The organism is Pseudomonas sp. D3 (assembly GCF_029320995.1).
Lineage (GTDB): Bacteria > Pseudomonadota > Gammaproteobacteria > Pseudomonadales > Pseudomonadaceae > Aquipseudomonas > Aquipseudomonas paraveronii.
Window position 1 is genome coordinate 2633739 of sequence record NZ_CP119772.1, and the last position, 23539, is coordinate 2657277.

Sequence of the window (23539 nt, forward strand, 5' to 3'; positions counted from 1 at the left end):
ATAAGCACATAGTACACCTCCTTGAGGCTGCAGCCCTTGATTTACGGGCATTAGCGGGCTTTTTATCAAATATGTTTTGTTTAACCTGTAACGACGCTTTCATGGTCCAAATGATAATGAATGTTGTTTGGGTGAGCGTTAAGCGGATGGTCATGGTTCGGCACAGGAAGTTGTCGTTACTTGCTTGAATACCGCTAGTTGCCGGAGCGGATCTTTTATCCGATTTATCTGAACAAAATACCGCTTTGGATCAATGTTTTGCCCAAAATTTTAGGTTGGGCACATTTCCCAATGTGGGAGGGGGCTTGCCCCTGATTGCGCTGGATCAGCAACGAAGTATTGACTGACACACCGTAATCGGGGGCAAGCCCCCTCCCATATTTTTGATTTGCGTGGTGTCAGGGGGAGTTTTTTCGGGCAAAAAAACGCCCCGAACCAGTCGGGGCATAGATCGAGCGGCATTGCGGTTAGCTTTTCATAGGGCCCGCAATGGCCGTTTGCTCAGTCACTCAGTGGAACTGTTCTTCTTCGGTCGAGCCGGTCAGCGCGGTCACGGACGAGCTGCCGCCCTGGATCACGGTGGTCATGTCGTCGAAGTAGCCGGTGCCCACTTCCTGCTGGTGAGCCACGAAGGTGTAACCCTTGGAGGCGTCAGCGAATTCCTGCTCCTGCAGCTTCACGTAGGCGGTCATGTCGTTGCGGGCGTAGTCGTGCGCCAGGTTGAACATGCTGTGCCACATGTTGTGGATGCCGGCCAGGGTAATGAACTGGTGCTTGTAGCCCATGGCGGACAGTTCGCGCTGGAACTTGGCGATGGTTGCGTCGTCCAGGTTTTTCTTCCAGTTGAAGGAAGGCGAGCAGTTGTAGGACAGCAGTTGGTCCGGGTATTCCTTTTTGATCGCTTCAGCGAAGCGACGGGCTTCTGCCAGGTCCGGCTTGGCGGTTTCGCACCAGATCAGGTCAGCATAAGGGGCATAGGCCAGGCCGCGAGCGATGGCCTGGTCGAGACCGGCGCGCACTTTGTAGAAGCCTTCCTGGGTACGTTCGCCAGTGACGAACGGTTGGTCGTATGGGTCGCAGTCCGAAGTCAACAGGTCGGCAGCGTTGGCGTCGGTACGGGCCAGGATGATGGTCGGTGTACCGGCAACGTCAGCAGCCAGACGGGCAGCGGTCAGCTTCTGTACGGCTTCCTGGGTCGGTACCAGTACTTTGCCGCCCATGTGGCCGCATTTTTTTACCGAGGCCAGTTGGTCTTCGAAGTGAACGCCGGCAGCGCCTGCTTCGATCATGCTCTTCATCAGCTCGTAGGCGTTCAGCACGCCGCCGAAACCGGCTTCGGCGTCAGCCACGATCGGTGCGAAGTAGTCGATGTAGCCTTCGTCGCCCGGGCCTTTACCGGCTTTCCACTGGATCTGGTCGGCGCGACGGAACGAGTTGTTGATGCGCTTGACCACGGTTGGCACGGAGTCCACCGGGTACAGCGATTGGTCGGGGTACATGGATTCGGCGGAGTTGTTGTCCGCAGCCACTTGCCAGCCGGACAGGTAGATCGCCTGGATACCGGCTTTTACCTGTTGGACTGCCTGGCCACCGGTCAGGGCGCCCATGCAGTTGACGAAATCTTTGTCGGGACGGAAGGAAGGCTTGGCGCCCTGGGTGACCAGGTTCCACAGCTTCTCGGCGCCGAGTTTTGCAAAAGTGTGCTCAGGTTGAACCGAGCCACGCAGGCGGACGACGTCAGCAGCGGAGTAAGCGCGGGTCACGCCTTTCCAGCGTGGGTTTTCAGCCCAGTCTTTTTCAAGGGCTGCAATTTGCTGTTCGCGTGTCAGTGCCATGGAGATAAACCTCGTCGCATAGGTCTGGGTGGAAAATTCCGTTTGCCAGCCACGTATACAGTGCGTGGGCATGGCTGCTCGCTGACCAGAAGCACCGGTGTTCAAGTCAAGTCTGGCGGGGAGGCGACGGGATGAACGAAGGGCGAGAGGGGAGTTGGGCAGGTAAGGGCAAACTGCGAACGGTCTTCGGGCATCGTGGGCCTTTGGGCGATCCATCAGTGTGTAGCCGCGTTACCTGGTTAGCTTCCGTCCCTCGGGACAACTTCGTTCCAGTCGCAACCTCGTCAAACACACCTTGTGGGCGGTACAGACACGAATCGGCTCAGGTGGGTAACTTAGAGTGACGATCCGAAGGCCCTTGCCAGGGCCTCTGATTAGCGGGAGCGACGCCATCATGCCCATGCTTTTTTGGATCGTCAAATGTTTTGTAGTGCTTTTTTTCTGGCACTACATCTTTAGTCTCATACGACTCGTCAGTCAGTTATTGGTGCTTCAGTTCAAGGTCTCGACTTTAACGCGTAAAGTCAGGTCGTCGCGGCCCTGGGTAGTGTAGGTGCGGGTTTGAGAGGTTTTGTCGGCCTGGGTTTCGCGATTGATGCCGGCCAGCGGAATCCACTCGCCCAGGCGGCCGCTGACGCTTGTGTCGGTGCTCTGCACGTTCACTACATCAGGACGCTCCTGGCTCATGCGGTCACGGTTGGTGCTGATCGCCAGGTGTACGGTGTCGCCTGTCACGCTGGCGGTCACGTAGAAGCCTTGAGTGACGTTGCGGTACTGGGTCTGGTTTTGCGGGCGGCCATAGGCGTCGGGCTGGGTGGTGGTCAGCGGCACGCTCTGGCCCACCTGGATCAGTGCGGGCACGCCTTCACTGGCCTGGATCTGCTGGATCCCGCCGTCGCGGCTGGCGGTACCGTAGCTGATGATGCGGGTTTGACTGTCGCCACTGTTTTGCTGGTTGTTTTCGTTGGTGTCGACGGTGATCAGCAGGCGCTTGGCCGGTGTGTCCAGTTGCGCGAGCAGGGCGCGCAGGCCCTGGATCTTGGCAGGGTCGGCATTGACGATCAGTTGATTGCCGTAGGCGCTGACGGTGCCATCCTTGCCGAGGAAGTTCTGCGCCACGGGCAGCAGGTCGGCGCTGGTGCGGTTGCTCAGGTTGACGACTTCGGTGTCGGCCACTGCCGTGAAGCTGGCGGTCAGGAGGAGGGCGGTGAGCAGGGTGCGTAGGGACATGTCCGTTATCTCTGCGAGTCATAAGGCTTGATAGTGCCAGTTTGTCGGCCTGGCGGGTCGCAAGTTGAATCGTAGACGGCAAAACACCCTGGCATCGATGGATGGCAGGGTGTGTGGTGCTGCTGAAATAGCTATTGGGGGCAAGTCGAATCGTCGCACCGCCCCTCCCATATTTTGACCGAGACATCCCTTGGAATGCGGTCAAGTGTGGGAGGGGCGGTGCGACGATTCGACTTGCCCCCGATAGCCGCGACGCGGTCCCGGATCAGCCCTCGCGCACCATGTCGACATGCGGAATCCCGACTTCGAGGAATTCATCACTGACAATCTTGAAGCCCAGTCGCTCATAGAACGGCGCAGCATAGACCTGTGCGCTGAGGAACTGTTTGCGCTGGCCGCGTTTTTCGGCTTCGCCAATCACCGCTTCCATCAGCTTGTCGCCGACTTTCAGCCCGCGCCAGTCCTTGAGGACCGACACGCGGCCGATCTCTCCGCTGGGCAGCAGGCGTGCGGTGCCAATCGGAAAGTCGCCCTCGAACGCGAGGAAATGCACGGCGTCCGCGTCATCTGCATCCCATTCAAGTTCCGGTGGAACCGATTGTTCGGCGATAAATACCGCTTCACGAATGCGCCGAATCTCGGCGATATCCTTATGCCAGTCCGCGACACTTACGTGAATCCTATTCATCGGCAAACCCCAGGCTTCCTTGCTTGACCAGTTCGCACAGCAGATCGCGGGCATCTTCGTCCGCCAGCCATTCACCGAGGTTGTCGATGTGCAGGGCTTCGGCTGCGCAGATCATTTTCAGCAGTTCGCGCAATTTGCCGGGCAGGTAACGGCTCTGGCCGCTGGCAAACAGCAGCAGGTCGTCGTCCACTTCGGACCAGGCCATGCGCGCGCTTGGGTTGCGGATCAGTACGCCGCCGTCTTCCAGGCTGCCGACCACGTCTTCTTCCTGCAGCTCTTCTGGGCCTGCGACCAGTTCCGGGTAGCGCGGCTCGGTCATGAACTGGCCGAACCAAGTCAGCAGCATGCGCTCGTCGCTCATGTGCTCGGCCAGCAGGCTTTTGAGACGGTCGAGGGCGTCGCTCTGGATCTGGTGCGGGTCGCTGGCCGGCTGAATGTCGGCGTCCGTGTAGCGCTCTTCGTCGGTAAGGTACTGGCTCAGGAAGTCGGTGAAGTGGGTTAGCACTTCGGCAGCGCTAGGCGCGCGGAAGCCTACCGAGTAGGTCATGCAGTCATCTTCTGCAATGCCGTAGTGGGCCAGGCGTGGCGGCAGGTAGAGCATGTCGCCCGGTTCCAGCACCCATTCGGCGCTCTCTTCGAATTCGGCGAGGATGCGCAGGTCGGCGTGTTGCAGCATCGGGCTTTCAGAGCTGCACATCTGGCCGATCTTCCAGTTGCGCTTGCCATGGGCTTGCAGCAGGAACACGTCGTAGTTATCGAAGTGCGGGCCCACGCTGCCGCCGGGCGCGGCGAAGCTGATCATCACGTCGTCGATGCGCCAGCTAGGCAGGAAGCGGAACTGCTCGAGCAGTTCGGCGACTTCCGGCACGAACTGGTCGACCGCCTGCACCAGCAGGGTCCACTCGCGCTCGGGCAGGGTGCTGAAGGTGTCTTCGGCGAACGGACCGCGGCGCAGTTCCCACGGACGCTCGCCGTGTTCGATCACCAGGCGCGACTCGACTTCTTCTTCCAGGGCCAGGCCGGCCAGTTCATCGGCATCGATCGGGCTTTCGAAGTCAGGAATGGCCTGGCGGATCAGCAGCGGTTTTTTCTGCCAGTAGTCGCGCAGGAATTCCCGTGCCGTGATGCCGCCCAGAAGTTGAAGAGGGATATCAGGATTCATGTGTAACCTATTGAAAAAAAGCACTTTTCAGACTGAAATAAAAACGCCCGGCGCGGCCGGGCGTCTCAAAGGGGCTTGCTATGATCAGATGCGTTTGGCTTGGGCCACGGCGTTGCCGATGTAGTTGGCCGGGGTGAGCAGTTTCAGCTCGGCCTTGGCAGCGGCGGGCATGTCCAGGCCGTCGATGAAAGTTTGCAGTGCTTGAGGGCTGATGCCTTTGCCGCGCGTCAACTCTTTGAGCTTCTCGTAGGGGTTTTCGATGTTGTAGCGGCGCATCACGGTCTGGATCGGCTCGGCCAGTACTTCCCAGCATGCATCCAGGTCAGCGGCGATTTTCTGCTCGTTGAGTTCCAGCTTGCTGATGCCTTTGAGGCTGGCTTCGTAGGCGATCACGCTGTGGGCAAAGCCCACGCCGAGGTTGCGCAGTACGGTGGAGTCGGTCAGGTCTCGCTGCCAGCGGGAGATCGGCAACTTGCTGGCCAGGTGCTGGAACAGCGCGTTGGCGATGCCGAGGTTGCCTTCGGAGTTCTCGAAGTCGATCGGGTTGACCTTGTGCGGCATGGTCGACGAACCGATTTCACCGGCAATGGTGCGCTGCTTGAAGTAGCCCAGGGAGATGTAGCCCCAGACATCGCGATCGAAGTCGATCAGGATGGTGTTGAAGCGCGCAATCGCGTCGAACAGCTCGGCGATGTAGTCGTGCGGTTCGATCTGCGTGGTGTACGGGTTGAAGCCCAGGCCCAGTTCGTCTTCGATGAAGGCGCGGGCGTTGGCTTCCCAGTCGATCTCCGGGTAGGCCGACAGGTGGGCGTTGTAGTTGCCTACGGCGCCGTTGATCTTGCCCAGCAGCGGGACGGCAGCGACTTGAGCGATCTGGCGCTCCAGGCGGTACACCACGTTGGCCAGTTCTTTGCCCAGGGTGGTCGGCGAGGCTGGTTGACCGTGGGTGCGCGACAGCATCGGCACAGCGGCGAAGCGGATCGCCAGTTCGCGGATGGCTTCGGCGGTCTGGCGCATCAGCGGCAGCATCACGTCATCACGGCCTTCGCGCAGCATCAGCGCGTGGGACAGGTTGTTGATGTCCTCGCTGGTGCAGGCAAAGTGGATGAATTCGCTGACCTTGGCCAGTTCCGGCAGCTTGGCCGCTTGCTCTTTGAGCAGGTATTCGATGGCTTTGACGTCGTGGTTGGTGGTGCGCTCGATCTCTTTGACACGCTCGGCGTGCTCCAGAGAGAAGTTTTCCGCCAGCGTGTTCAATGCAGCGTTGGCCTCGGCGGAGAACGCCGGCACTTCACTGATGGCAGGGTGAGCGGCCAGGCGCTGTAGCCAGCGCACTTCAACCAGTACGCGGGCACGGATCAGGCCGTATTCACTGAAAATCGGGCGCAGGGCCTGGGTCTTGCCGGCGTAGCGGCCGTCAACAGGGGAAACCGCAGTGAGCGAAGAGAGCTGCATGGGGTGTTCTCGGACAGTCGGGCAACGAAATGGGGCGCGTATCATACATGAAAAAATCCGCCGGTCCGTTGCCAACTGACCGGCGTATTACGCGTAACGGCTTGAAAATAGCCCGTGGCTGCGACTTATTCGTTGCGCATCAACGGGTAAAGCTCTTTGAGCAATTTGCGACGGCTGATGACCAACTGCCAACGATGACCACCCAATTGGCGCCACAACCGCGCCGAACGAATACCGGCCAGGAGCAGGGCGCGGATCTTCGAGGCGTTGTTCGGTTGTTGCAGGTTGCGCATATCGCCATGCACCTGGATGCGCTGGCGCAATGTGCTCAAGGTGTCCTGGTACAGCGCGCCGCAAGCGGCGATGACGTTTTCGTGGGCCGGGCCGAAGTGTTCAACCTGGGACTGGATCTGCGGCAGGCGCTTGCCGATGGTCTCGAGCAGGTCGTCACGCTTGGCCAGTTGGCGCTCGAGGCCGAGCATCGACAGGGCGTAGCGCAGTGGTTCGCGCTGCAAGGTACTCGGGTCGCGTTCCAGTGCGCCGACCAGCGCACGGTAGCCTTCGCGCAGCGCCAGGTCGTCACCGCCGTAGACTTCCAGGGTGTCCTTGGGGTCGCGAATCAGCAGGCTGCCGAGCATGCAGGTCAGGCCGGCCTCGGTGACCTGGCCGGTCTTGGCGATCTTGTCCACCAGCACTGCGGCGAGGAATACCCCGCCAAGCGCCGTCAATTGCTCCTGGGTCGGGCTCATGCCTGGCTGCTCCAGGGTTCGGCGATTTCAATCACGCCGCCCCCCAGGCACACCTCGCCATCGTAGAACACCACGGACTGGCCAGGCGTGACCGCGCGCTGCGGGTCATCGAAGGTGGCGCGGTAGCCGTCGGCGGTTTTTTCCAGGGTGCAGGGCTGGTCGCTCTGGCGATAGCGTACCTTGGCGGTCAGGCGGCGCGGGGCGCTCAGGTCCACCGGGTTGACCCAGTAGATGTCTGAAGCGAGCAGCGCGCGGGAGAACAACCATGGGTGCTCATTGCCCTGGCCCACGATCAGTTCGTTGTGTTCCACGTCCTTGACCAGCACGTACCACGGCTCGTCACCGGCGTCTTTCAAGCCGCCGATGCCCAGGCCCTGGCGCTGGCCGATGGTGTGGTACATCAGGCCGTGGTGGCGGCCGATGACCTCGCCTTCGGTGGTTTTGATCTCGCCCGGTTGCGCCGGCAGGTATTGCTTGAGGAAGTCGCTGAAGCGGCGCTCGCCGATAAAGCAGATCCCGGTGGAATCCTTCTTCTTGGCGGTGGCCAGGTCGTGCTGCTCGGCGATCCTGCGCACTTCGGGCTTTTCCAGTTCGCCTACGGGGAACAGGGTCTTGGCGATCTGTTCGCCGCCGACGGCGTGCAGGAAGTAGCTCTGGTCCTTGTTGGGGTCCAGGCCCTTGAGCAGTTCGGTGCGCCCGTCGATATCGCGACGGCGCACGTAGTGGCCAGTGGCGATCAGGTCGGCGCCGAGGATCATGGCGTAGTCGAGGAACGCCTTGAACTTGATTTCGCGATTACACAGGATGTCCGGGTTCGGCGTGCGGCCGGCCTTGTATTCGGCCAGGAAGTGCTCGAACACGTTGTCCCAGTACTCGGCCGCGAAATTGGCGGTGTGCAGCTTGATACCGATCTTGTCGCACACGGCCTGGGCATCTGCCAGGTCGTCCATGGCGGTGCAATATTCCGTTCCATCGTCTTCTTCCCAGTTCTTCATGAACAGGCCTTCCACCTCATAACCCTGCTCCATGAGCAGAACGGCGGAAACGGAAGAATCCACGCCGCCGGACATACCGACGATGACGCGCTTCTTTTGTGTGTCAGAAGGGGCTGGATCACGCATAGGGTTTCAACGGGTGTCTTGAAAAAGGACGCGATTCTAACAGGCCCAAGCCTTCAAGGCTAAAGAGAAGGTCGGATCAATTCGAGACTGTGGCGAAAGCCTGCCAGATAATCATCGATACAGCGGATGATCAGCTCGCTGCGCCAGGTGTCACGCAGGGCCATCAGCTCCTCACGGGTCAGCCAGCGGGCGCGTACGATGCCGTCGTCTAGTTGATAGTCCGGGTGGTGTTTCAGCGCCTTGGCGGTGAAGCAGACCCGCTGGTAGGTCACGCCGTTGCTCGGGGCAGTGTACAGGTAGATGCCGACGATGCCGGTGGCTTCGACGTCCCAGCCGGTTTCTTCAAGGGTTTCGCGCACGGCGGCTTCGGTCAGGGTTTCGTGCGGGTCGAGGTGGCCGGCGGGCTGGTTGAGCACGGCACGGCCGCCTTTGAGTTCTTCGACCATCAGGAAGCGGCCGTTGTCTTCGACGATGGTGGCGACGGTGATGTGGGGTTGCCAGGTCATTGGATGCCTCTCGATTCTGAGTACGGTGCGGTCTTCAAGCAGGATTACAGTCAGTGTGGGAGGGGGCTTGCTCCCGATGGCGGTGGGGCGGTCGACTTATTGGTAACTGACTCAACGCGATCGGGAGCAAGCCCCCTCCCACATTTGGATTCGGTTTCTTCAGTTGAACGCTGGAAACAGAAACCCCGGCACTGGGCCGGGGCTTGTTTGCAGCGTTACAACCTTACTTCAGCTTGGCAATCGCCGCATTGAGCGTGTTGCTTGGGCGCATGACCTTGCTGATCAGCTCCGGGTTCGGCGCGTAGTAGCCGCCGATGTCCACTGGCTGGCCCTGTACGGCGTTGAGCTCGGCAACGATGGTTGCCTCGTTCGCGGCCAGGGTCTTGGCAAGTGTGGCGAATTGCGCTTGCAGTGCGGTGTCTTCAGTCTGCGCGGCCAGGGCTTGGGCCCAGTACAGCGCTAGGTAGAAGTGGCTGCCGCGGTTGTCGATGTTGCCGACTTTGCGCGATGGCGACTTGTTGTTGTCGAGGAACTGGCCGGTGGCCTGGTCCAGGGTCTTGGACAGTACCAGGGCTTTGGGGTTGTTGTATGTCACACCCAAATGCTCAAGCGATGCGGCCAGGGCCAGGAACTCGCCCAGGGAATCCCAGCGCAGGAAGTTTTCTTCCAGCAACTGCTGCACGTGTTTCGGTGCCGAACCGCCAGCGCCGGTTTCGAACAGGCCACCGCCGTTCATCAGCGGCACGATCGACAGCATCTTGGCGCTGGTGCCCAGTTCCATGATCGGGAACAGGTCGGTCAGGTAGTCGCGCAGTACGTTGCCGGTCACCGAGATAGTGTCCAGGCCCTTGCGGGTGCGCTCCAGGGTGAACTTCATCGCGTCGACCGGCGACATGATGCGGATGTCCAGGCCTTCGGTGTTGTGGTCTTTCAGGTAGGTCTGGACTTTCTCGATCACCGCACCGTCGTGGGCGCGTTGTGGGTCGAGCCAGAAGATGGCCGGGGTGTTGCTGGCGCGGGCACGGTTGACGGCGAGTTTGACCCAGTCCTGGATCGGCGCGTCTTTGGCCTGGCACATGCGGAAGATATCGCCGGCTTCGACGGGCTGTTCCATCAGCAGGTTGCCCTTGCTGTCGGTGACGCGGACGACGCCGTCAGCTTTGACCTGGAAGGTCTTGTCGTGCGAGCCGTACTCTTCGGCTTTCTGTGCCATCAGGCCAACGTTCGGCACGCTGCCCATGGTGGTCGGATCGAAAGCACCATGAGCCTTGCAGTCTTCGATGGTGGCTTGGTAGATGGTGGCGTAGCAGCGATCCGGGATCACGGCCTTGGTGTCGTGCAGTTGGCCGTCGGTGCCCCACATTTTGCCGGAGTCACGGATCATGGCTGGCATCGAGGCGTCGACGATGACGTCGCTCGGCACGTGCAGGTTGGTGATGCCTTTGTCGGAGTTGACCATCGCCAGGGAAGGGCGCGAGGCGTAGACCGCCTGGATATCGGCTTCGATCTGCGCTTGCTGCTCGGCCGGCAAGGCCTTGATGCGTGCGTACAGGTCGCCGATGCCGTTGTTCAGGTTGAAGCCGATCTGCTCCAGCACGGTGGCGTGCTTGGTCAGGGCGTCTTTATAGAACTCGGCAACGATCTGGCCGAACATGATCGGGTCGGAGACCTTCATCATGGTGGCTTTCAGGTGAACCGACAGCAGTACGCCTTGTTTCTTAGCGTCTTCGATTTCGGCGGCGATGAAGCTGCGCAGGGCGTTCTTGCTCAGCACGGAGCTGTCGATGATTTCGCCAGCTTGTACCGAAGTTTTTTCCTTCAGTACGGTCGCGGTGCCGTCTTTAGCGATCAGTTCGATTTTGACCGCGTCGGCGGCCTCGATCTGTACGGCTTTTTCGCTGCCGTAGAAGTCGCCGTGGCTCATGTGAGCAACGTGGGACTTCGAGTCGGCAGCCCAGGCGCCCATCTTGTGCGGGTGCTTGCGTGCATAGTTCTTGACCGACAGCGGTGCGCGGCGGTCAGAGTTGCCTTCGCGCAGTACCGGGTTCACGGCGCTGCCCTTGATCTTGTCGTAACGTGCGCGGGTTTCTTTTTCCGCGTCGGTGGTTACGGTTTCCGGGTAGTCCGGCAGGGCGTAGCCCTGGGCCTGCAGTTCCTTGATCGCCGCCTGCAGTTGAGGGGTCGAGGCACTGATGTTAGGCAGCTTGATGATGTTGGCTTCAGGCGTAACGGCCAGGGCGCCCAGTTCGGCGAGGTGGTCCGGTACGGCTTTGGCGCCCAGTTGCTCGGGGAAGCTTGCGAGGATGCGCCCGGCGAGGGAGATGTCGCGGGTTTCCACGGCAATATCAGCGGAAGCGGTGAAGGCCTCTACGATAGGCAGCAGTGAATAGGTGGCGAGGGCTGGTGCTTCGTCGGTGAAGGTGTAGATGATCTTCGAGCGGGTGGGCATATTCGGATTAACTCTCTTCTTTGCTGAAAGCGTGCGCAGAAACTCTAGATGCGCCGGGTAGAGCGCGTTCGTTCAAAGTCATCCATGAGCGAAAGGTCGAGATTTCTTCGCGGTGATGTTGGGTTGCATCAGTCGAGCGTCAAGCGGGTGGACTATTGTTTAGTCCGGCTTTTTCAGGCGGAGGGCGATGCTTTCTATTGAAGAAGCAAGCGGTCGGCCATCGTGACTCTTTGGTCAGCGGCGGCATTATACATAGGTCGCTATGCTTACGCCGAGCTCTCATACAAAAGGTGGGGCGTCCATTGGTCTAAAGGTCGCAGGGACCCCGTTACATCTAAAGTCGCATGATGTGCTCAAGATTGGCGCTTTTCCCTTTGCTTTCAAGCTAGTAGGCAACTAAATATGCTGTTTTCGATGCAAATGAGCGTGGCGTGAGGTTTCAGTCGTCATTTATCTGGAGTAGGCTCGAACGCAGCCAGATGTTCAATCCATAGATGGAGTTCAGCATGGGATACAAGAAGATTCAGGTTCCGGCAGTCGGCGACAAAATCACCGTCAATGCAGACCATTCTCTCAATGTTCCTGACCAACCGATCATCCCTTATATCGAAGGTGACGGTATTGGCGTCGACATCAGCCCGGTGATGATCAAGGTGGTCGACGCAGCTGTTGAAAAAGCCTACGGCGGCAAGCGCAAAATTTCGTGGATGGAAGTGTTCGCCGGCGAAAAAGCGACCCAAGTCTACGACCAGGACACCTGGCTGCCCCAAGAAACCCTGGACGCGGTCAAGGATTACGTGGTGTCCATCAAGGGCCCTCTGACCACCCCGGTCGGTGGTGGCATCCGTTCGTTGAACGTGGCCCTGCGCCAACAGCTCGACCTCTATGTGTGCCTGCGCCCGGTGCGCTGGTTCGAAGGCGTGCCAAGCCCGGTCAAGAAGCCTGGCGACGTGGACATGACCATCTTCCGCGAAAACTCCGAAGATATTTACGCCGGGATCGAGTGGAAAGCCGGTTCGCCAGAAGCGATCAAAGTGATCAAGTTCCTCAAGGAGGAAATGGGCGTTACCAAGATCCGTTTCGACCAGGATTGCGGCATCGGTATCAAGCCGGTCTCCAAGCAGGGTACTGAGCGTCTGGTGCGCAAAGCCCTGCAATACGTCGTGGATAACGATCGTGAGTCGCTGACCATCGTGCACAAAGGCAACATCATGAAGTTCACCGAAGGTGCCTTCAAGGAATGGGCCTACGGCATCGCCGAGAAAGAATTCGGCGCGACGCTGCTCGACGGCGGTCCATGGATGCAGTTCAAGAATCCAAAAACCGGCAAGAACGTAGTGGTTAAAGATGCAATTGCCGATGCCATGCTTCAGCAGATCCTGCTGCGCCCGGCCGAATACGATGTGATCGCCACGTTGAACCTCAACGGCGACTACCTTTCTGATGCGCTGGCGGCGGAAGTAGGGGGCATTGGCATTGCGCCGGGGGCCAACCTGTCCGATACCATCGCCATGTTCGAGGCTACCCACGGTACTGCGCCCAAGTATGCGGGCAAGGACCAGGTCAACCCGGGCTCATTGATTCTGTCGGCGGAAATGATGCTGCGCCACATGGGCTGGGCCGAGGCGGCTGACTTGATCATCAAGGGCACCAATGGCGCGATCTCGGCCAAAACCGTGACCTATGATTTCCATCGCTTGATGGACGGTGCCAAGTTGCTGTCTTCGTCGGGGTTTGGCGATGCGTTGATTTCGCATATGTAAGCAAAGTGGCATAAAAAAACGGCCACCCTGGATTGACTGGGGTGGCCGTTTTCGTATTGCAAGACTGCATGCTCGGCGGCGAATCAGGCCGTTTGTTTCTTTTCTTTATGAGCGTGCGATGCTGCGGGCTTTTCAGGTGTTCCAACTTTCACTGCATCAATGTTCACGGCGTGCAGCCCTTTCGGTCCTTGAATGATTTCAAAGCTCACAGCTTGTCCCGCCTTCAGCGTTTTGTACCCATCCATGATGATCGCCGAATAGTGCGCAAAAAGGTCCTCGCTTTTACCTTCTTCGTTAATAAAGCCATATCCCTTGGCGTTATTGAACCACTTGACCTTGCCACTGATCTTGACGCCAGACATACCCATATCCCTCTGCACCAGACTCCATCACTGGAGTATCATCCAGTTTATCCGTCCTAACCCGAATAATAAGGTTGACTGCGCGGACCTTTTTTACCCACTGTGGGTTCTATTGGTTGTAACACCGATTTACCGATAGTCAAGGTGACCGAACGGTCAGAGTTGAAATTCTGACAGGTCGCCCCCACCACTGTATTTGAACCACTGACGAACCTTTCTTTCCATGCATGCAATCAGCCAGATTCGACTAACATTCAATCAGGATCGCCCGGATCACGAACACGATGACGACGGTTCTGCAGGCATTGCTGTTCAGGAGGCTAAGCCTGCTCTACAGGCGCCGCCGATGTACAAGGTGGTTTTGTTCAACGATGACTACACACCGATGGATTTCGTCGTCGAAGTGCTCGAGGTGTTTTTTAACCTGAACCGCGAGTTGGCGACCAAGGTAATGCTGGCCGTTCACACAGAAGGACGGGCAGTATGTGGAGTGTTTACCCGCGACATCGCCGAGACAAAGGCCATGCAGGTCAACCAGTACGCCAGGGAAAGCCAGCATCCGCTACTCTGTGAAATCGAGAAGGACGGTTAACGCCGACCACTTGGGTATGAGGTGAAGCTATGTTAAACCGCGAGCTCGAAGTCACCCTCAATCTTGCCTTCAAGGAGGCTCGTTCGAAGCGTCATGAATTCATGACCGTCGAGCACCTGCTGCTGGCACTTTTGGATAACGAAGCTGCCGCCACCGTTCTGCGTGCGTGCGGCGCCAACCTCGACAAACTCAAGCATGACCTGCAGGAGTTCATCGACTCCACGACGCCACTGATCCCCGTGCATGACGAGGACCGTGAAACCCAGCCGACCCTAGGCTTTCAGCGGGTATTGCAGCGTGCTGTTTTCCACGTGCAGAGCTCCGGTAAGCGTGAAGTTACGGGCGCCAATGTGCTCGTCGCCATCTTCAGTGAACAGGAAAGCCAGGCAGTGTTTCTGCTTAAACAGCAGAGCGTTGCCCGTATCGATGTCGTCAACTATATCGCCCACGGTATCTCCAAAGTGCCTGGGCACGGCGAACATTCCGAGGGTGAGCAAGATATGCAGGACGACGAGGGCGGTGAGTCTTCTTCTTCGAGCAATCCATTGGATGCCTATGCCAGCAATCTCAATGAGCTGGCGCGCCAGGGGCGGATCGATCCGCTGGTGGGGCGCGAGTCTGAGGTTGAGCGTGTGGCGCAGATCCTCGCGCGTCGTCGCAAGAACAACCCGTTGCTGGTGGGCGAGGCAGGCGTGGGTAAAACCGCGATTGCCGAAGGCCTTGCCAAGCGTATCGTCGACAACCAGGTGCCGGACCTGTTGGCCAACAGCGTCGTCTACTCCCTTGACCTTGGCGCGTTGCTCGCCGGGACCAAGTACCGTGGCGATTTCGAGAAGCGCTTCAAAGCGTTGCTCGGCGAGCTGAAAAAACGCCCGCAGGCGATCCTGTTTATCGATGAGATCCACACCATCATTGGTGCTGGTGCGGCGTCTGGTGGGGTGATGGATGCTTCCAACCTGCTCAAGCCGTTATTGTCGTCCGGTGATATCCGCTGCATCGGCTCGACCACATTCCAGGAGTTTCGCGGGATCTTCGAGAAAGACCGCGCCCTGGCGCGTCGTTTTCAGAAAGTCGACGTGTCCGAGCCTTCGGTTGAGGACACCATCGGTATCCTGCGTGGCCTCAGGGGGCGTTTCGAAGCGCACCATGGCGTTGAGTACACCGATGAAGCGCTGCGTGCCGCTGCCGAGTTGGCGTCGCGCTACATCAATGATCGGCACATGCCGGACAAGGCCATCGATGTGATCGACGAGGCGGGTGCCTATCAGCGCCTGCAGCCGGTCGAGAAGCGTGTGAAGCGCATCGATGTGTCTCAGGTCGAGGCGATAGTGGCCAAGATCGCGCGGATTCCGCCAAAACACGTCAGCAGTTCCGACAAAGAGCTGCTGCGTAACCTGGAGCGCGACCTCAAGCTCACCGTGTTTGGCCAGGATGCGGCCATCGACTCGCTGTCCACTGCGATCAAGTTGTCGCGGGCGGGCCTCAAGTCGCCGGACAAGCCGGTCGGTTCGTTCCTGTTCGCCGGTCCGACCGGCGTTGGCAAGACCGAAGCGGCCCGGCAGTTGGCCAAGGCCATGGGTATTGAGTTGGTGCGGTTCGACATGTCCGAATACATGGAGCGTCACACCGTGTCGCGCCTGATCGGTGCGCCTCCGGGCTATGTCGGGTTTGACCAGGGCGGTCTGTTGACCGAGGCGATCACCAAGCAACCGCATTGCGTATTGCTCCTCGATGAAATCGAGAAGGCACACCCGGAAGTCTTCAACCTGCTGCTGCAGGTCATGGATCACGGCACGCTGACCGACAACAACGGGCGCAAGGCGGACTTCCGCAACGTGATCGTGATCATGACCACCAACGCCGGTGCTGAAACCGCCGCGCGGGCTTCGATCGGCTTTACGCATCAGGATCACTCTTCCGATGCGATGGAAGTGATCAAGAAGAGCTTTACGCCGGAGTTCCGCAACCGCCTGGACACCATTATCCAGTTTGGTCGCCTCAGTCATGAGGTCATCAAAAACGTGGTGGACAAGTTCCTCACCGAGCTTCAAGCGCAGTTGGAAGACAAGCGCGTGCAGTTGGAGGTGACGGACGCGGCGCGCAACTGGCTGGCCGAGGGTGGTTACGACGCGGCAATGGGCGCTCGCCCGATGGCGCGTCTGATCCAGGACAAGATCAAGCGGCCATTGGCCGAAGAGATCCTGTTTGGCGAACTTGCCGACCACGGTGGCGTGGTGCATATCGACCTGAAGGACGGCGAGCTGACCTTCGAGTTCGAAACCACGGCCGAAATGGCCTGATTGTTCTGCAACTACGCAAAAGGCGCCGAAAGGCGCCTTTTTGCTGTCTTGAGATGCAATTTCCAGAACAATGGAAGTCCAGTGTGGGAGGGGGCTTTCTCCCGATAGCGGTGGGTCAGGCAACTAAATTTGTTGTTGAGTGACCGCTATCGGGAGCAAGTCCCCTGCTACATTGGGTTTTGGGTGTCAGGTAAATCCTGCGCGCACACAAAAACGCCCGGCATAACCGGGCGTCTTGTATTGACTTGATTAACGGGCGCGGTAAGTGATGCGCCCTTTGCTCAGGTCATAGGGCGTCAGCTCGACGCGCACTTTGTCACCGGTAAGAATACGAATGTAGTTCTTGCGCATCTTGCCGGAGATATGCGCGGTTACGACGTGCCCATTTTCCAACTCCACACGAAACATGGTGTTGGGCAGGGTGTCGACGACAGTGCCTTCCATTTCGAAGCTGTCTTCTTTCGACATGCAGTAAAGCCCTCGGTATCCAGTGAATGGCCCGGTGCAACTGCGCCAGGCAAAAGCGGCGTGCATTGTGCCCGAAAAAGGGTGTTTAAGCCAAGGGGTTCTAGTTAAGCGTGACCCATCTTTGATTAATCAGCAGTTCAATGGGGCGATATTGGGTCTTGTAGTTCATCTTTTTGCAGTTTTTGATCCAGTATCCAAGGTACACCGCCTCCAGTTCCAGGCGCAGGGCCTCGCTGATTTGCCAGAGGATCGCGAAGCGTCCCAGGCTGCGCCGCTCTTCGGCCGGTTCATAGAAGGTGTACACCGCCGACAGGCCATTGGGCAGCAAATCGGTCACGGCGACGGCTAGCAAGCGCCCGTCGAGTCGAAATTCGTAGAAGCGTGAGAAGGGCAGTTCACGCACCAGAAAGGTGGAAAACTGGTCGCGACTGGGTGGGAACATGTCGCCGTCGGCGTGGCGCTGTTCGATGTAGCGCTGGTAAAGGTCGAAATACTCTTCACTGAACCTGGGATTGGCCGCCGTGACAGTCAGGTCCGCGTTGCGCTTGAGGATGCGCTTCTGGTTGCGGTCTGGGACAAACTGCGCCGCCGGAATTCGGGCCGGTACGCAGGCATTGCAGTTTTGGCAGTGCGGTCGGTATAGGTGATCGCCGCTGCGCCGAAACCCCATTTCCGAGAGGTCGGCATACACATGCACATCCATCGGCTGGCTGGGATCGAGGAACAGCGTGGTGGCCTGCTCGTCGGGCAGATAGCTGCAAGCGTGGGCTTGAGTGGCATAAAACTTCAATCGCGCCAGCTCGGTCATGATCAACCCTCGGATAAGCTTTGAAATAAGTGTAAGCCAGGTGCGAGGAAGTCGCCTAGGAAACCCACGGTCCAGTGCTGGGTTGGTCCAGATAATCGCGCAGGAAGCCGGCGAAGTCGCTGCGCGGTATGGCGCGCGCACCCAGGCTGTGCAGGTGATCGTTGGGCATCTGGCAGTCGATCAGCACAAATCCCCACGCCTGTAGCTGTCGGGTCAGTGTGGCAAAGCCGAACTTCGAGGCGTTGTCGGCGCGGCTGAACATGGACTCGCCAAAAAACAACCGGCCCATCGCCAGCCCATACAGGCCGCCCACCAGTTCGCCGTTGTCCCATACCTCTACCGAATGCGCGTAACCCCGCGCGTGCAGCTCCTGGTAGGCGCTCTGGATGCCCTCGGTGATCCAGGTGCCATCTGCGTAGGCGCGTGGCGCAGCGCAGGCCTGGATGACTGCGGCGAAGTCCTGGTCGAAGGTCACGCTGTAGCGCTGCTGGCGCAATAATTTGCCGAGGCTGCGGGATACGTGCAGTTCGTCGGGGAAGATCACGGTGCGTGGGTCCGGTGACCACCAGAGAATCGGCTGACCTTGCGAAAACCACGGAAAGCAGCCGTGGCGATAGGCCTGGATCAGTCGCTCGGCCGACAGGTCGCCACCGGCGGCGAGCAGGCCATTGGGTTCGCGCATGGCTTTGGCCAGCGGAGGGAAGGTCAGAGTGTCGCGTTGTAACCAGGTCAGCATGGCATCCAGGCTTACGGAAGGGGAGGGGAGTGGCAGGTACGGGGCCTGCCCTGTAGATGATTGATTATTGTCGACCCTGCGCCAGGGAGCCAGCCCGAATCGGGCATTGGTGTGGATTAGCGTGAACGGGTGTTTCTGCAACTCTCTCTTAGAGACGTGGTCGTATTTGGGATTGCCCCATGCAGGCCAATTGCCAACCTTGCCTGGATTGCTATAAACAGCGCATAAGCCTTTGTCAGCAAAGACAATGCGTGCTCAAATTGAACAGTATGTGACACTTGAATTGTTCAGGCTGCCGCGCAAGGGGCAAGTGCGTGGCATCAGGGACACAAACCCGTACAATGCGGGCATTCTGGCGTTATCGCCGTTTCACTCGTCAATCGCTCGGTGTTAAAGGTAGATTTAACGACGTTCGTATATTTTTTCAGCTGCTCGGATTGGGCGGCAGTGTGCAGTCATTCAACAGATGGACGCGCTAAAGGCGCAGGAAAAGACCCGTTTTGAAGAAATCCACCGCGACACAAAAAACAGTCGTGCCGGCCTGGCGTCAGCACCTGCATTATCGGCTCAAGGAAGGTGCACTGATCGCCATCGGCGCCCTGTGCCTGTTCCTGATGATGGCCTTGCTCACCTATGGCAAGGACGATCCGGGCTGGAGCCACAACAGCAAGATCGAAGACGTGCAGAACTTCGGTGGGCCTGCCGGTTCCTACAGCGCCGATATTCTGTTCATGGTGCTGGGTTATTTCGCTTACATCTTCCCGTTGCTGCTGGCGATCAAGACCTGGCAGATCTTCCGCCAGCGTCATGAGCCGTGGCAGTGGAGCGGCTGGCTGTTTTCCTGGCGCCTGATCGGCCTGGTGTTCCTGGTGCTGTCCGGTGCGGCGTTGGCGCATATCCATTTCCATGCCCCAACCGGCCTGCCGGCGGGAGCCGGCGGTGCGTTGGGTGAGAGTCTCGGTGACCTGGCCCGCAAGACCCTGAATATCCAGGGCAGCACGCTGATGTTTATCGCGCTGTTCCTGTTTGGCCTCACCGTGTTCACCGACCTGTCGTGGTTCAAGGTGATGGATGTGACCGGCAAAATCACCCTCGACCTGCTGGAACTGTTCCAGGGCGCCGCCAACCGCTGGTGGTCGGCTCGGGTCGAGCGCAAGCGCATGGTGGCCCAACTGCGCGAGGTGGACACCCGCGTCAACGAGGTCGTGGCCCCGAGCACGCCGGACCGGCGTGAACAAGCCAAGGCCAAGGAACGCCTGATCGAGCGCGAGCAAGCCCTGAGCAAGCACATGTCGGACCGCGAGAAGCAAGTGCCGCCGGTCATCGCCCCGGCACCGATCAAGGCTCCCGAGCCGAGTCATCGCGTGCAGAAAGAGAAACAGGTGCCGTTGTTTGTCGACAGCGCGGTCGAAGGCACATTGCCGCCGATCTCGATTCTCGACCCGGCCGAGAAGAAACAACTCAACTACTCCCCTGAATCCCTGGCGGCCGTCGGCCATTTGTTGGAAATCAAACTCAAGGAATTCGGCGTCGAAGTCTCGGTGGACTCGATCCACCCCGGCCCGGTGATTACCCGTTACGAAATCCAGCCAGCGGCCGGGGTCAAGGTCAGCCGTATCTCCAACCTGGCCAAAGACCTCGCCCGTTCCCTGGCCGTGACCAGCGTGCGCGTGGTGGAAGTGATCCCCGGCAAAACCACTGTGGGCATCGAGATTCCCAACGAAGACCGCCAGATCGTGCGCTTCTCCGAGGTATTGTCGACCCCGGAATACGACAACTTCAAATCGCCGGTCACCCTGGCCCTGGGCCACGACATCGGCGGCAAGCCCGTGATCACTGACCTGGCGAAAATGCCTCACCTGCTGGTGGCCGGTACCACCGGCTCGGGTAAGTCGGTAGGTGTCAACGCGATGATCCTGTCGATCCTGTTCAAGTCCGGCCCGGAAGACGCCAAGCTGATCATGATCGACCCGAAGATGCTCGAATTGTCGATCTACGAAGGCATTCCGCACCTGCTGTGCCCGGTCGTCACCGACATGAAGGACGCCGCCAACGCCCTGCGCTGGAGCGTTGCCGAAATGGAGCGGCGCTACAAGCTGATGGCGAAGATGGGCGTGCGCAACCTGTCGGGCTTCAATGCCAAGGTCAAGGAAGCCCAGGACGCCGGCACGCCGCTGACCGACCCGTTGTACAAGCGCGAAAGCATCCACGACGAAGCGCCATTGCTGACCAAGTTGCCGACCATCGTCGTGGTGGTCGACGAATTTGCCGACATGATGATGATCGTCGGCAAGAAGGTTGAAGAGTTGATCGCACGTATCGCCCAGAAGGCCCGTGCCGCCGGTATCCACTTGATTCTCGCTACCCAGCGGCCGTCGGTGGACGTGATCACCGGTCTGATCAAGGCCAACATCCCGACGCGCATGGCGTTCCAGGTATCGAGCAAGATCGACTCGCGGACCATCATCGACCAGGGTGGAGCCGAACAGCTGCTGGGCCACGGTGACATGCTCTACATGCCGCCGGGCACCAGCCTGCCGATTCGCGTGCATGGCGCGTTCGTTTCCGACGAAGAAGTCCATCGCGTGGTGGAAGCCTGGAAACTGCGCGGCGCGCCGGAATACAACGACGACATTCTCGCGGGCGTTGAAGAGGCCGGCAGCGGCTTCGACGGCGGCAGCGGTGGCGACGATGATGCCGAAACCGACGCGCTGTACGACGAGGCCGTGGCTTTCGTATTGGAAAGCCGCCGCGCCTCGATCTCGGCCGTGCAGCGCAAGCTGAAAATCGGCTACAACCGGGCCGCCCGCATGATCGAATCCATGGAAAATGCCGGTGTCGTCACCGCAATGAACACCAACGGCTCGCGCGAAGTCATCGCTCCCGGGCAGATGCGCGACTGATCACGCGCCGCGTGGCAGCACGCGGCGCGCCCTAACGACTCAATGAGGACTCCCATGCGTCTTATCCGCATGCTGTTGTTGCCGGTACTGGCCCTGACGGCTGTTTCTGCTCACGCTGATCCGGCCTCCGTCGCCAGCCTGACCAACCTGCTCGACAAATCCAAGACCCTGACTGCGCGCTTCTCCCAGTTGACCCTGGACGGCGGCGGCACCCAGTTGCAGGAAACCGCCGGTGAAATGGCCGTGCAGCGCCCAGGGCTGTTCTACTGGAAGACCGACGCGCCGAATGAGCAGACCATCGTCTCGGACGGCCAAAAAGTCACGTTGTGGGACCCGGACCTGGAACAGGCGACCATCAAGAAGCTCGACCCGCGCCTGAACCAGACCCCGGCGCTGCTGCTGTCGGGCGATGTATCGAAAATCAGCGACAGTTTCGACATCACCTCCAAGCAAGCCAGTAATGTGATCGACTTCACCCTCAAGCCGAAATCCAAGGACACGCTGTTCGACAGCCTGCGCCTGTCGTTCCGCAACGGTGTGATCAATGACATGCAACTGGTCGACAGCGTTGGCCAGCGCACCAATATCCTGTTCACCGGGGTCAAGGCCAACGAGCCGGTGCCCGCCTCCAAGTTCAAGTTCGACATCCCCAAGGGTGCCGACGTGATCCAGGAATAACCTGCCTAGAGGTTTCAAACGCTGCCCATGGACCTGTTTCGAAGTGATCCGATCGCTCAACCCCTGGCCGCACGCTTGCGTTCGACCAACCTGGATGAGTACGTCGGTCAGGAACACCTGCTCGCTCGCGGCAAGCCTTTGCGCGAAGCCCTGGAGCAGGGTGCGCTGCACTCGATGATTTTCTGGGGGCCGCCGGGGGTGGGTAAAACCACCCTGGCGCGGCTGCTGGCGAAAGTCTCGGATGCCCACTTCGAAACGGTCTCGGCGGTGCTGGCCGGGGTCAAGGAGATCCGCCAGGCGGTGGAAGTGGCCAAGCAGCAGGCCGGGCAATATGGCAAGCGCACCATCCTGTTCGTCGACGAAGTGCATCGCTTCAACAAGTCGCAGCAGGATGCGTTCTTGCCGTATGTCGAAGACGGCACGCTGATTTTTATCGGTGCAACCACCGAGAACCCGTCCTTCGAATTGAACAACGCCTTGCTCTCGCGGGCGCGGGTGTATGTGCTCAAAAGCTTGGATGACGCGGCGATGCGAAAGCTGCTGCAGCGCGCCTTGAGCGAAGACAAGGGCTTGGGCAAGCGCCAGTTGAGCCTCAGCGATGAAGGCTTCAAGATCCTGTTCAGCGCCGCCGATGGCGACGGGCGACGTTTTCTCAACCTGCTGGAGAACGCGTCCGACCTGGCCGAGGACGGCAGCGAGATTGGCGTCGAGCTCCTGCAAAGCCTGCTCGGCGACACACGCCGGCGTTTCGACAAGGGTGGCGAAGCGTTCTACGATCAGATTTCGGCGCTGCACAAGTCGGTACGCGGCTCCAACCCCGACGGCGCGTTGTACTGGTTCGCGCGCATGATCGACGGTGGCTGTGATCCGCTGTACCTGGCGCGCCGCGTGGTGCGCATGGCCAGTGAAGACATCGGCAACGCCGACCCGCGCGCCCTGAGCCTGTGCCTTGCGGCGTGGGAAGTTCAGGAGCGCCTCGGCAGCCCGGAAGGCGAGTTGGCGGTGGCTCAGGCGATTACCTACCTGGCGTGTGCGCCGAAAAGTAACGCGGTGTACATGGGCTTCAAGTCAGCACTGCGCGCGGCGGCCGAACATGGCTCCCTCGAAGTGCCGCTGCACCTGCGCAATGCACCCACCAAGCTGATGAAGCAACTGGGTTACGGTGATGAATACCGCTACGCCCACGATGAGCCGGACGCCTATGCCGCCGGCGAAGATTACTTCCCCGACGAGCTTGAGCCGCAGCCGTTCTACCAACCGGTGCCCCGTGGCCTGGAGCTGAAGATCGGTGAAAAGCTCAATCACCTCGCTCAACTCGATCGCCTCAGCCCCAAACAGCGGAGAAAGTAGTGCTCAAGACGATTCTTGCCGTGTCCGTTGCCGGCATCGCTGGTACATTATTGCGTTTCGCCACCGGTACTTGGGTAAACGCCAACTGGCCAAAGCATTTTTATGCGGCGACCCTGGCGGTCAACCTGGTGGGCTGCTTGATCATCGGGCTGCTGTACGGCTGGTTCCTGCTGCGCCCGGAAGTGCCGATTGAAATTCGTACCGGCTTGATTGTCGGCTTTGTAGGCGGTCTGACGACCTTTTCATCCTTTTCACTGGATACGCTGCGCCTGCTGGAAAGCGGGCAAGCCCTGGTCGCTTTCGGGTACCTAGGCATCAGCATATTCGGCGGGCTGCTCGCCACCTGGGCCGGCCTGTCCTTGACCAAACTTTGATAAACGAGAG

Annotated in this window: 20 protein-coding genes; 7 read left to right on the plus strand and 13 right to left on the minus strand. The window is 59.4% G+C overall.

Annotated features, from left to right (window positions below; all coding sequences use genetic code 11):
• Window positions 1–509: 509 nt before the first annotated feature.
• From aceA to P3S72_RS12200, 9 genes are all read right to left on the minus strand, one after another.
• A complete protein-coding gene (gene aceA, locus P3S72_RS12160) occupies window positions 510–1835 on the minus strand; it encodes an isocitrate lyase (protein WP_276197512.1) in 1326 nt (441 codons plus the stop codon).
• Window positions 1836–2327: 492 nt separating this feature from the next.
• Entirely contained in the window at window positions 2328–3065 is a 738-nt protein-coding gene (locus P3S72_RS12165) for a secretin N-terminal domain-containing protein (RefSeq protein ID WP_247397103.1), read from the minus strand.
• Between the two features lie 265 nt (window positions 3066–3330).
• Window positions 3331–3753, minus strand: coding sequence for a GNAT family N-acetyltransferase (locus tag P3S72_RS12170; protein WP_276197513.1), 423 nt, complete (start codon window positions 3751–3753; stop codon window positions 3331–3333).
• Entirely contained in the window at window positions 3746–4915 is a 1170-nt protein-coding gene (locus P3S72_RS12175; protein WP_276197514.1) for a cupin domain-containing protein, read from the minus strand. The genes P3S72_RS12170 and P3S72_RS12175 overlap by 8 nt, the downstream gene beginning before the upstream one ends.
• An 84-nt stretch (window positions 4916–4999) precedes the next feature.
• Window positions 5000–6370 (minus strand): adenylosuccinate lyase, encoded by a 1371-nt coding sequence (gene purB / locus P3S72_RS12180; protein ID WP_247397111.1) that lies wholly within the window; start codon window positions 6368–6370, stop codon window positions 5000–5002.
• Between the two features lie 125 nt (window positions 6371–6495).
• Window positions 6496–7119, minus strand: a complete 624-nt coding sequence (hflD, locus tag P3S72_RS12185) for a high frequency lysogenization protein HflD (protein ID WP_010172715.1) — start codon at window positions 7117–7119, stop codon at window positions 6496–6498.
• Entirely contained in the window at window positions 7116–8240 is a 1125-nt protein-coding gene (gene mnmA / locus P3S72_RS12190; RefSeq protein WP_276197515.1) for a tRNA 2-thiouridine(34) synthase MnmA, read from the minus strand. Before mnmA ends, hflD begins: the two co-directional genes overlap by 4 nt.
• 59 nt (window positions 8241–8299) lie before the next feature.
• Entirely contained in the window at window positions 8300–8746 is a 447-nt protein-coding gene (locus tag P3S72_RS12195) for an NUDIX hydrolase (RefSeq protein ID WP_276197516.1), read from the minus strand.
• Between the two features lie 223 nt (window positions 8747–8969).
• Window positions 8970–11195 (minus strand): NADP-dependent isocitrate dehydrogenase, encoded by a 2226-nt coding sequence (locus tag P3S72_RS12200; protein ID WP_276197517.1) that lies wholly within the window; start codon window positions 11193–11195, stop codon window positions 8970–8972.
• Between the two features lie 506 nt (window positions 11196–11701).
• Between P3S72_RS12200 and icd the strand changes: the two genes are divergently transcribed.
• On the plus strand, window positions 11702–12958 hold the full coding sequence (icd, locus tag P3S72_RS12205) for an NADP-dependent isocitrate dehydrogenase (protein WP_276197518.1): 1257 nt from the start codon (window positions 11702–11704) through the stop codon (window positions 12956–12958).
• A gap of 83 nt (window positions 12959–13041) precedes the next feature.
• Here the strand turns inward: icd and cspD are convergent, their stop codons facing one another.
• Entirely contained in the window at window positions 13042–13320 is a 279-nt protein-coding gene (gene cspD / locus P3S72_RS12210; protein ID WP_276197519.1) for a cold shock domain-containing protein CspD, read from the minus strand.
• A 223-nt stretch (window positions 13321–13543) separates the two neighbouring features.
• Here cspD and clpS point away from each other — a divergent pair, with 223 nt between their 5' ends.
• Complete coding sequence (gene clpS, locus P3S72_RS12215) at window positions 13544–13912, plus strand: ATP-dependent Clp protease adapter ClpS (RefSeq protein WP_010567912.1); 369 nt, start codon at window positions 13544–13546, stop codon at window positions 13910–13912.
• A gap of 29 nt (window positions 13913–13941) precedes the next feature.
• Window positions 13942–16212 (plus strand): ATP-dependent Clp protease ATP-binding subunit ClpA, encoded by a 2271-nt coding sequence (gene clpA / locus P3S72_RS12220; protein WP_276197520.1) that lies wholly within the window; start codon window positions 13942–13944, stop codon window positions 16210–16212.
• 249 nt (window positions 16213–16461) lie between these two features.
• Here the strand turns inward: clpA and infA are convergent, their stop codons facing one another.
• The 3 genes from infA to aat form a co-directional block, all read right to left on the minus strand.
• Window positions 16462–16680, minus strand: coding sequence for a translation initiation factor IF-1 (infA, locus tag P3S72_RS12225; RefSeq protein ID WP_002553999.1), 219 nt, complete (start codon window positions 16678–16680; stop codon window positions 16462–16464).
• Window positions 16681–16780: 100 nt separating this feature from the next.
• The gene (locus tag P3S72_RS12230) at window positions 16781–17488 is read right to left on the minus strand and encodes an arginyltransferase (protein WP_276197527.1); all 708 of its coding nucleotides are present in this window, start codon (window positions 17486–17488) and stop codon (window positions 16781–16783) included.
• Window positions 17489–17543: 55 nt separating this feature from the next.
• Window positions 17544–18224, minus strand: coding sequence for a leucyl/phenylalanyl-tRNA--protein transferase (gene aat, locus P3S72_RS12235; RefSeq protein WP_276197528.1), 681 nt, complete (start codon window positions 18222–18224; stop codon window positions 17544–17546).
• 500 nt (window positions 18225–18724) lie between these two features.
• On the opposite strand from aat, the gene P3S72_RS12240 reads away from it, so the two are divergent.
• The 4 genes from P3S72_RS12240 to crcB are packed head-to-tail and all read left to right on the plus strand — an operon-like array spanning window position 18725 to window position 23529.
• Window positions 18725–21127 carry a DNA translocase FtsK gene (locus P3S72_RS12240; protein WP_276197529.1) on the plus strand — a complete coding sequence of 801 codons (2403 nt, stop codon included), beginning with the start codon at window positions 18725–18727 and terminating at the stop codon, window positions 21125–21127.
• Window positions 21128–21181: 54 nt separating this feature from the next.
• Entirely contained in the window at window positions 21182–21805 is a 624-nt protein-coding gene (gene lolA, locus P3S72_RS12245; RefSeq protein ID WP_276197530.1) for an outer membrane lipoprotein chaperone LolA, read from the plus strand.
• 27 nt (window positions 21806–21832) lie between these two features.
• Window positions 21833–23155: a replication-associated recombination protein A gene (locus tag P3S72_RS12250; protein ID WP_276197531.1), complete on the plus strand. Its 1323-nt coding sequence runs from the start codon at window positions 21833–21835 to the stop codon at window positions 23153–23155.
• A complete protein-coding gene (gene crcB / locus P3S72_RS12255) occupies window positions 23155–23529 on the plus strand; it encodes a fluoride efflux transporter CrcB (protein ID WP_276197532.1) in 375 nt (124 codons plus the stop codon). Before P3S72_RS12250 ends, crcB begins: the two co-directional genes overlap by 1 nt.
• The last annotated feature ends 10 nt before the right edge of the window (window positions 23530–23539 follow it).

Bases quoted from the DNA above. Each gene is read 5' to 3' on its own strand.
- purB (WP_247397111.1), bottom strand. From the start codon at position 6,370: ATGCAGCTCTCTTCGCTCACTGCGGTTTCCCCTGTTGACGGCCGCTAC.
- icd (WP_276197518.1), top strand. From the start codon at position 11,702: ATGGGATACAAGAAGATTCAGGTTCCGGCAGTCGGCGACAAAATCACC.
- P3S72_RS12195 (WP_276197516.1), bottom strand. From the start codon at position 8,746: ATGACCTGGCAACCCCACATCACCGTCGCCACCATCGTCGAAGACAAC.
- P3S72_RS12250 (WP_276197531.1), top strand. From the start codon at position 21,833: ATGGACCTGTTTCGAAGTGATCCGATCGCTCAACCCCTGGCCGCACGC.
- P3S72_RS12200 (WP_276197517.1), bottom strand. From the start codon at position 11,195: ATGCCCACCCGCTCGAAGATCATCTACACCTTCACCGACGAAGCACCA.
- clpA (WP_276197520.1), top strand. From the start codon at position 13,942: ATGTTAAACCGCGAGCTCGAAGTCACCCTCAATCTTGCCTTCAAGGAG.
- hflD (WP_010172715.1), bottom strand. From the start codon at position 7,119: ATGAGCCCGACCCAGGAGCAATTGACGGCGCTTGGCGGGGTATTCCTC.
- infA (WP_002553999.1), bottom strand. From the start codon at position 16,680: ATGTCGAAAGAAGACAGCTTCGAAATGGAAGGCACTGTCGTCGACACC.
- aat (WP_276197528.1), bottom strand. From the start codon at position 18,224: ATGCTGACCTGGTTACAACGCGACACTCTGACCTTCCCTCCGCTGGCC.
- P3S72_RS12230 (WP_276197527.1), bottom strand. From the start codon at position 17,488: ATGACCGAGCTGGCGCGATTGAAGTTTTATGCCACTCAAGCCCACGCT.
- P3S72_RS12170 (WP_276197513.1), bottom strand. From the start codon at position 3,753: ATGAATAGGATTCACGTAAGTGTCGCGGACTGGCATAAGGATATCGCC.
- clpS (WP_010567912.1), top strand. From the start codon at position 13,544: ATGCATGCAATCAGCCAGATTCGACTAACATTCAATCAGGATCGCCCG.
- cspD (WP_276197519.1), bottom strand. From the start codon at position 13,320: ATGTCTGGCGTCAAGATCAGTGGCAAGGTCAAGTGGTTCAATAACGCC.
- mnmA (WP_276197515.1), bottom strand. From the start codon at position 8,240: ATGCGTGATCCAGCCCCTTCTGACACACAAAAGAAGCGCGTCATCGTC.
- aceA (WP_276197512.1), bottom strand. From the start codon at position 1,835: ATGGCACTGACACGCGAACAGCAAATTGCAGCCCTTGAAAAAGACTGG.
- lolA (WP_276197530.1), top strand. From the start codon at position 21,182: ATGCGTCTTATCCGCATGCTGTTGTTGCCGGTACTGGCCCTGACGGCT.
- P3S72_RS12175 (WP_276197514.1), bottom strand. From the start codon at position 4,915: ATGAATCCTGATATCCCTCTTCAACTTCTGGGCGGCATCACGGCACGG.
- P3S72_RS12165 (WP_247397103.1), bottom strand. From the start codon at position 3,065: ATGTCCCTACGCACCCTGCTCACCGCCCTCCTCCTGACCGCCAGCTTC.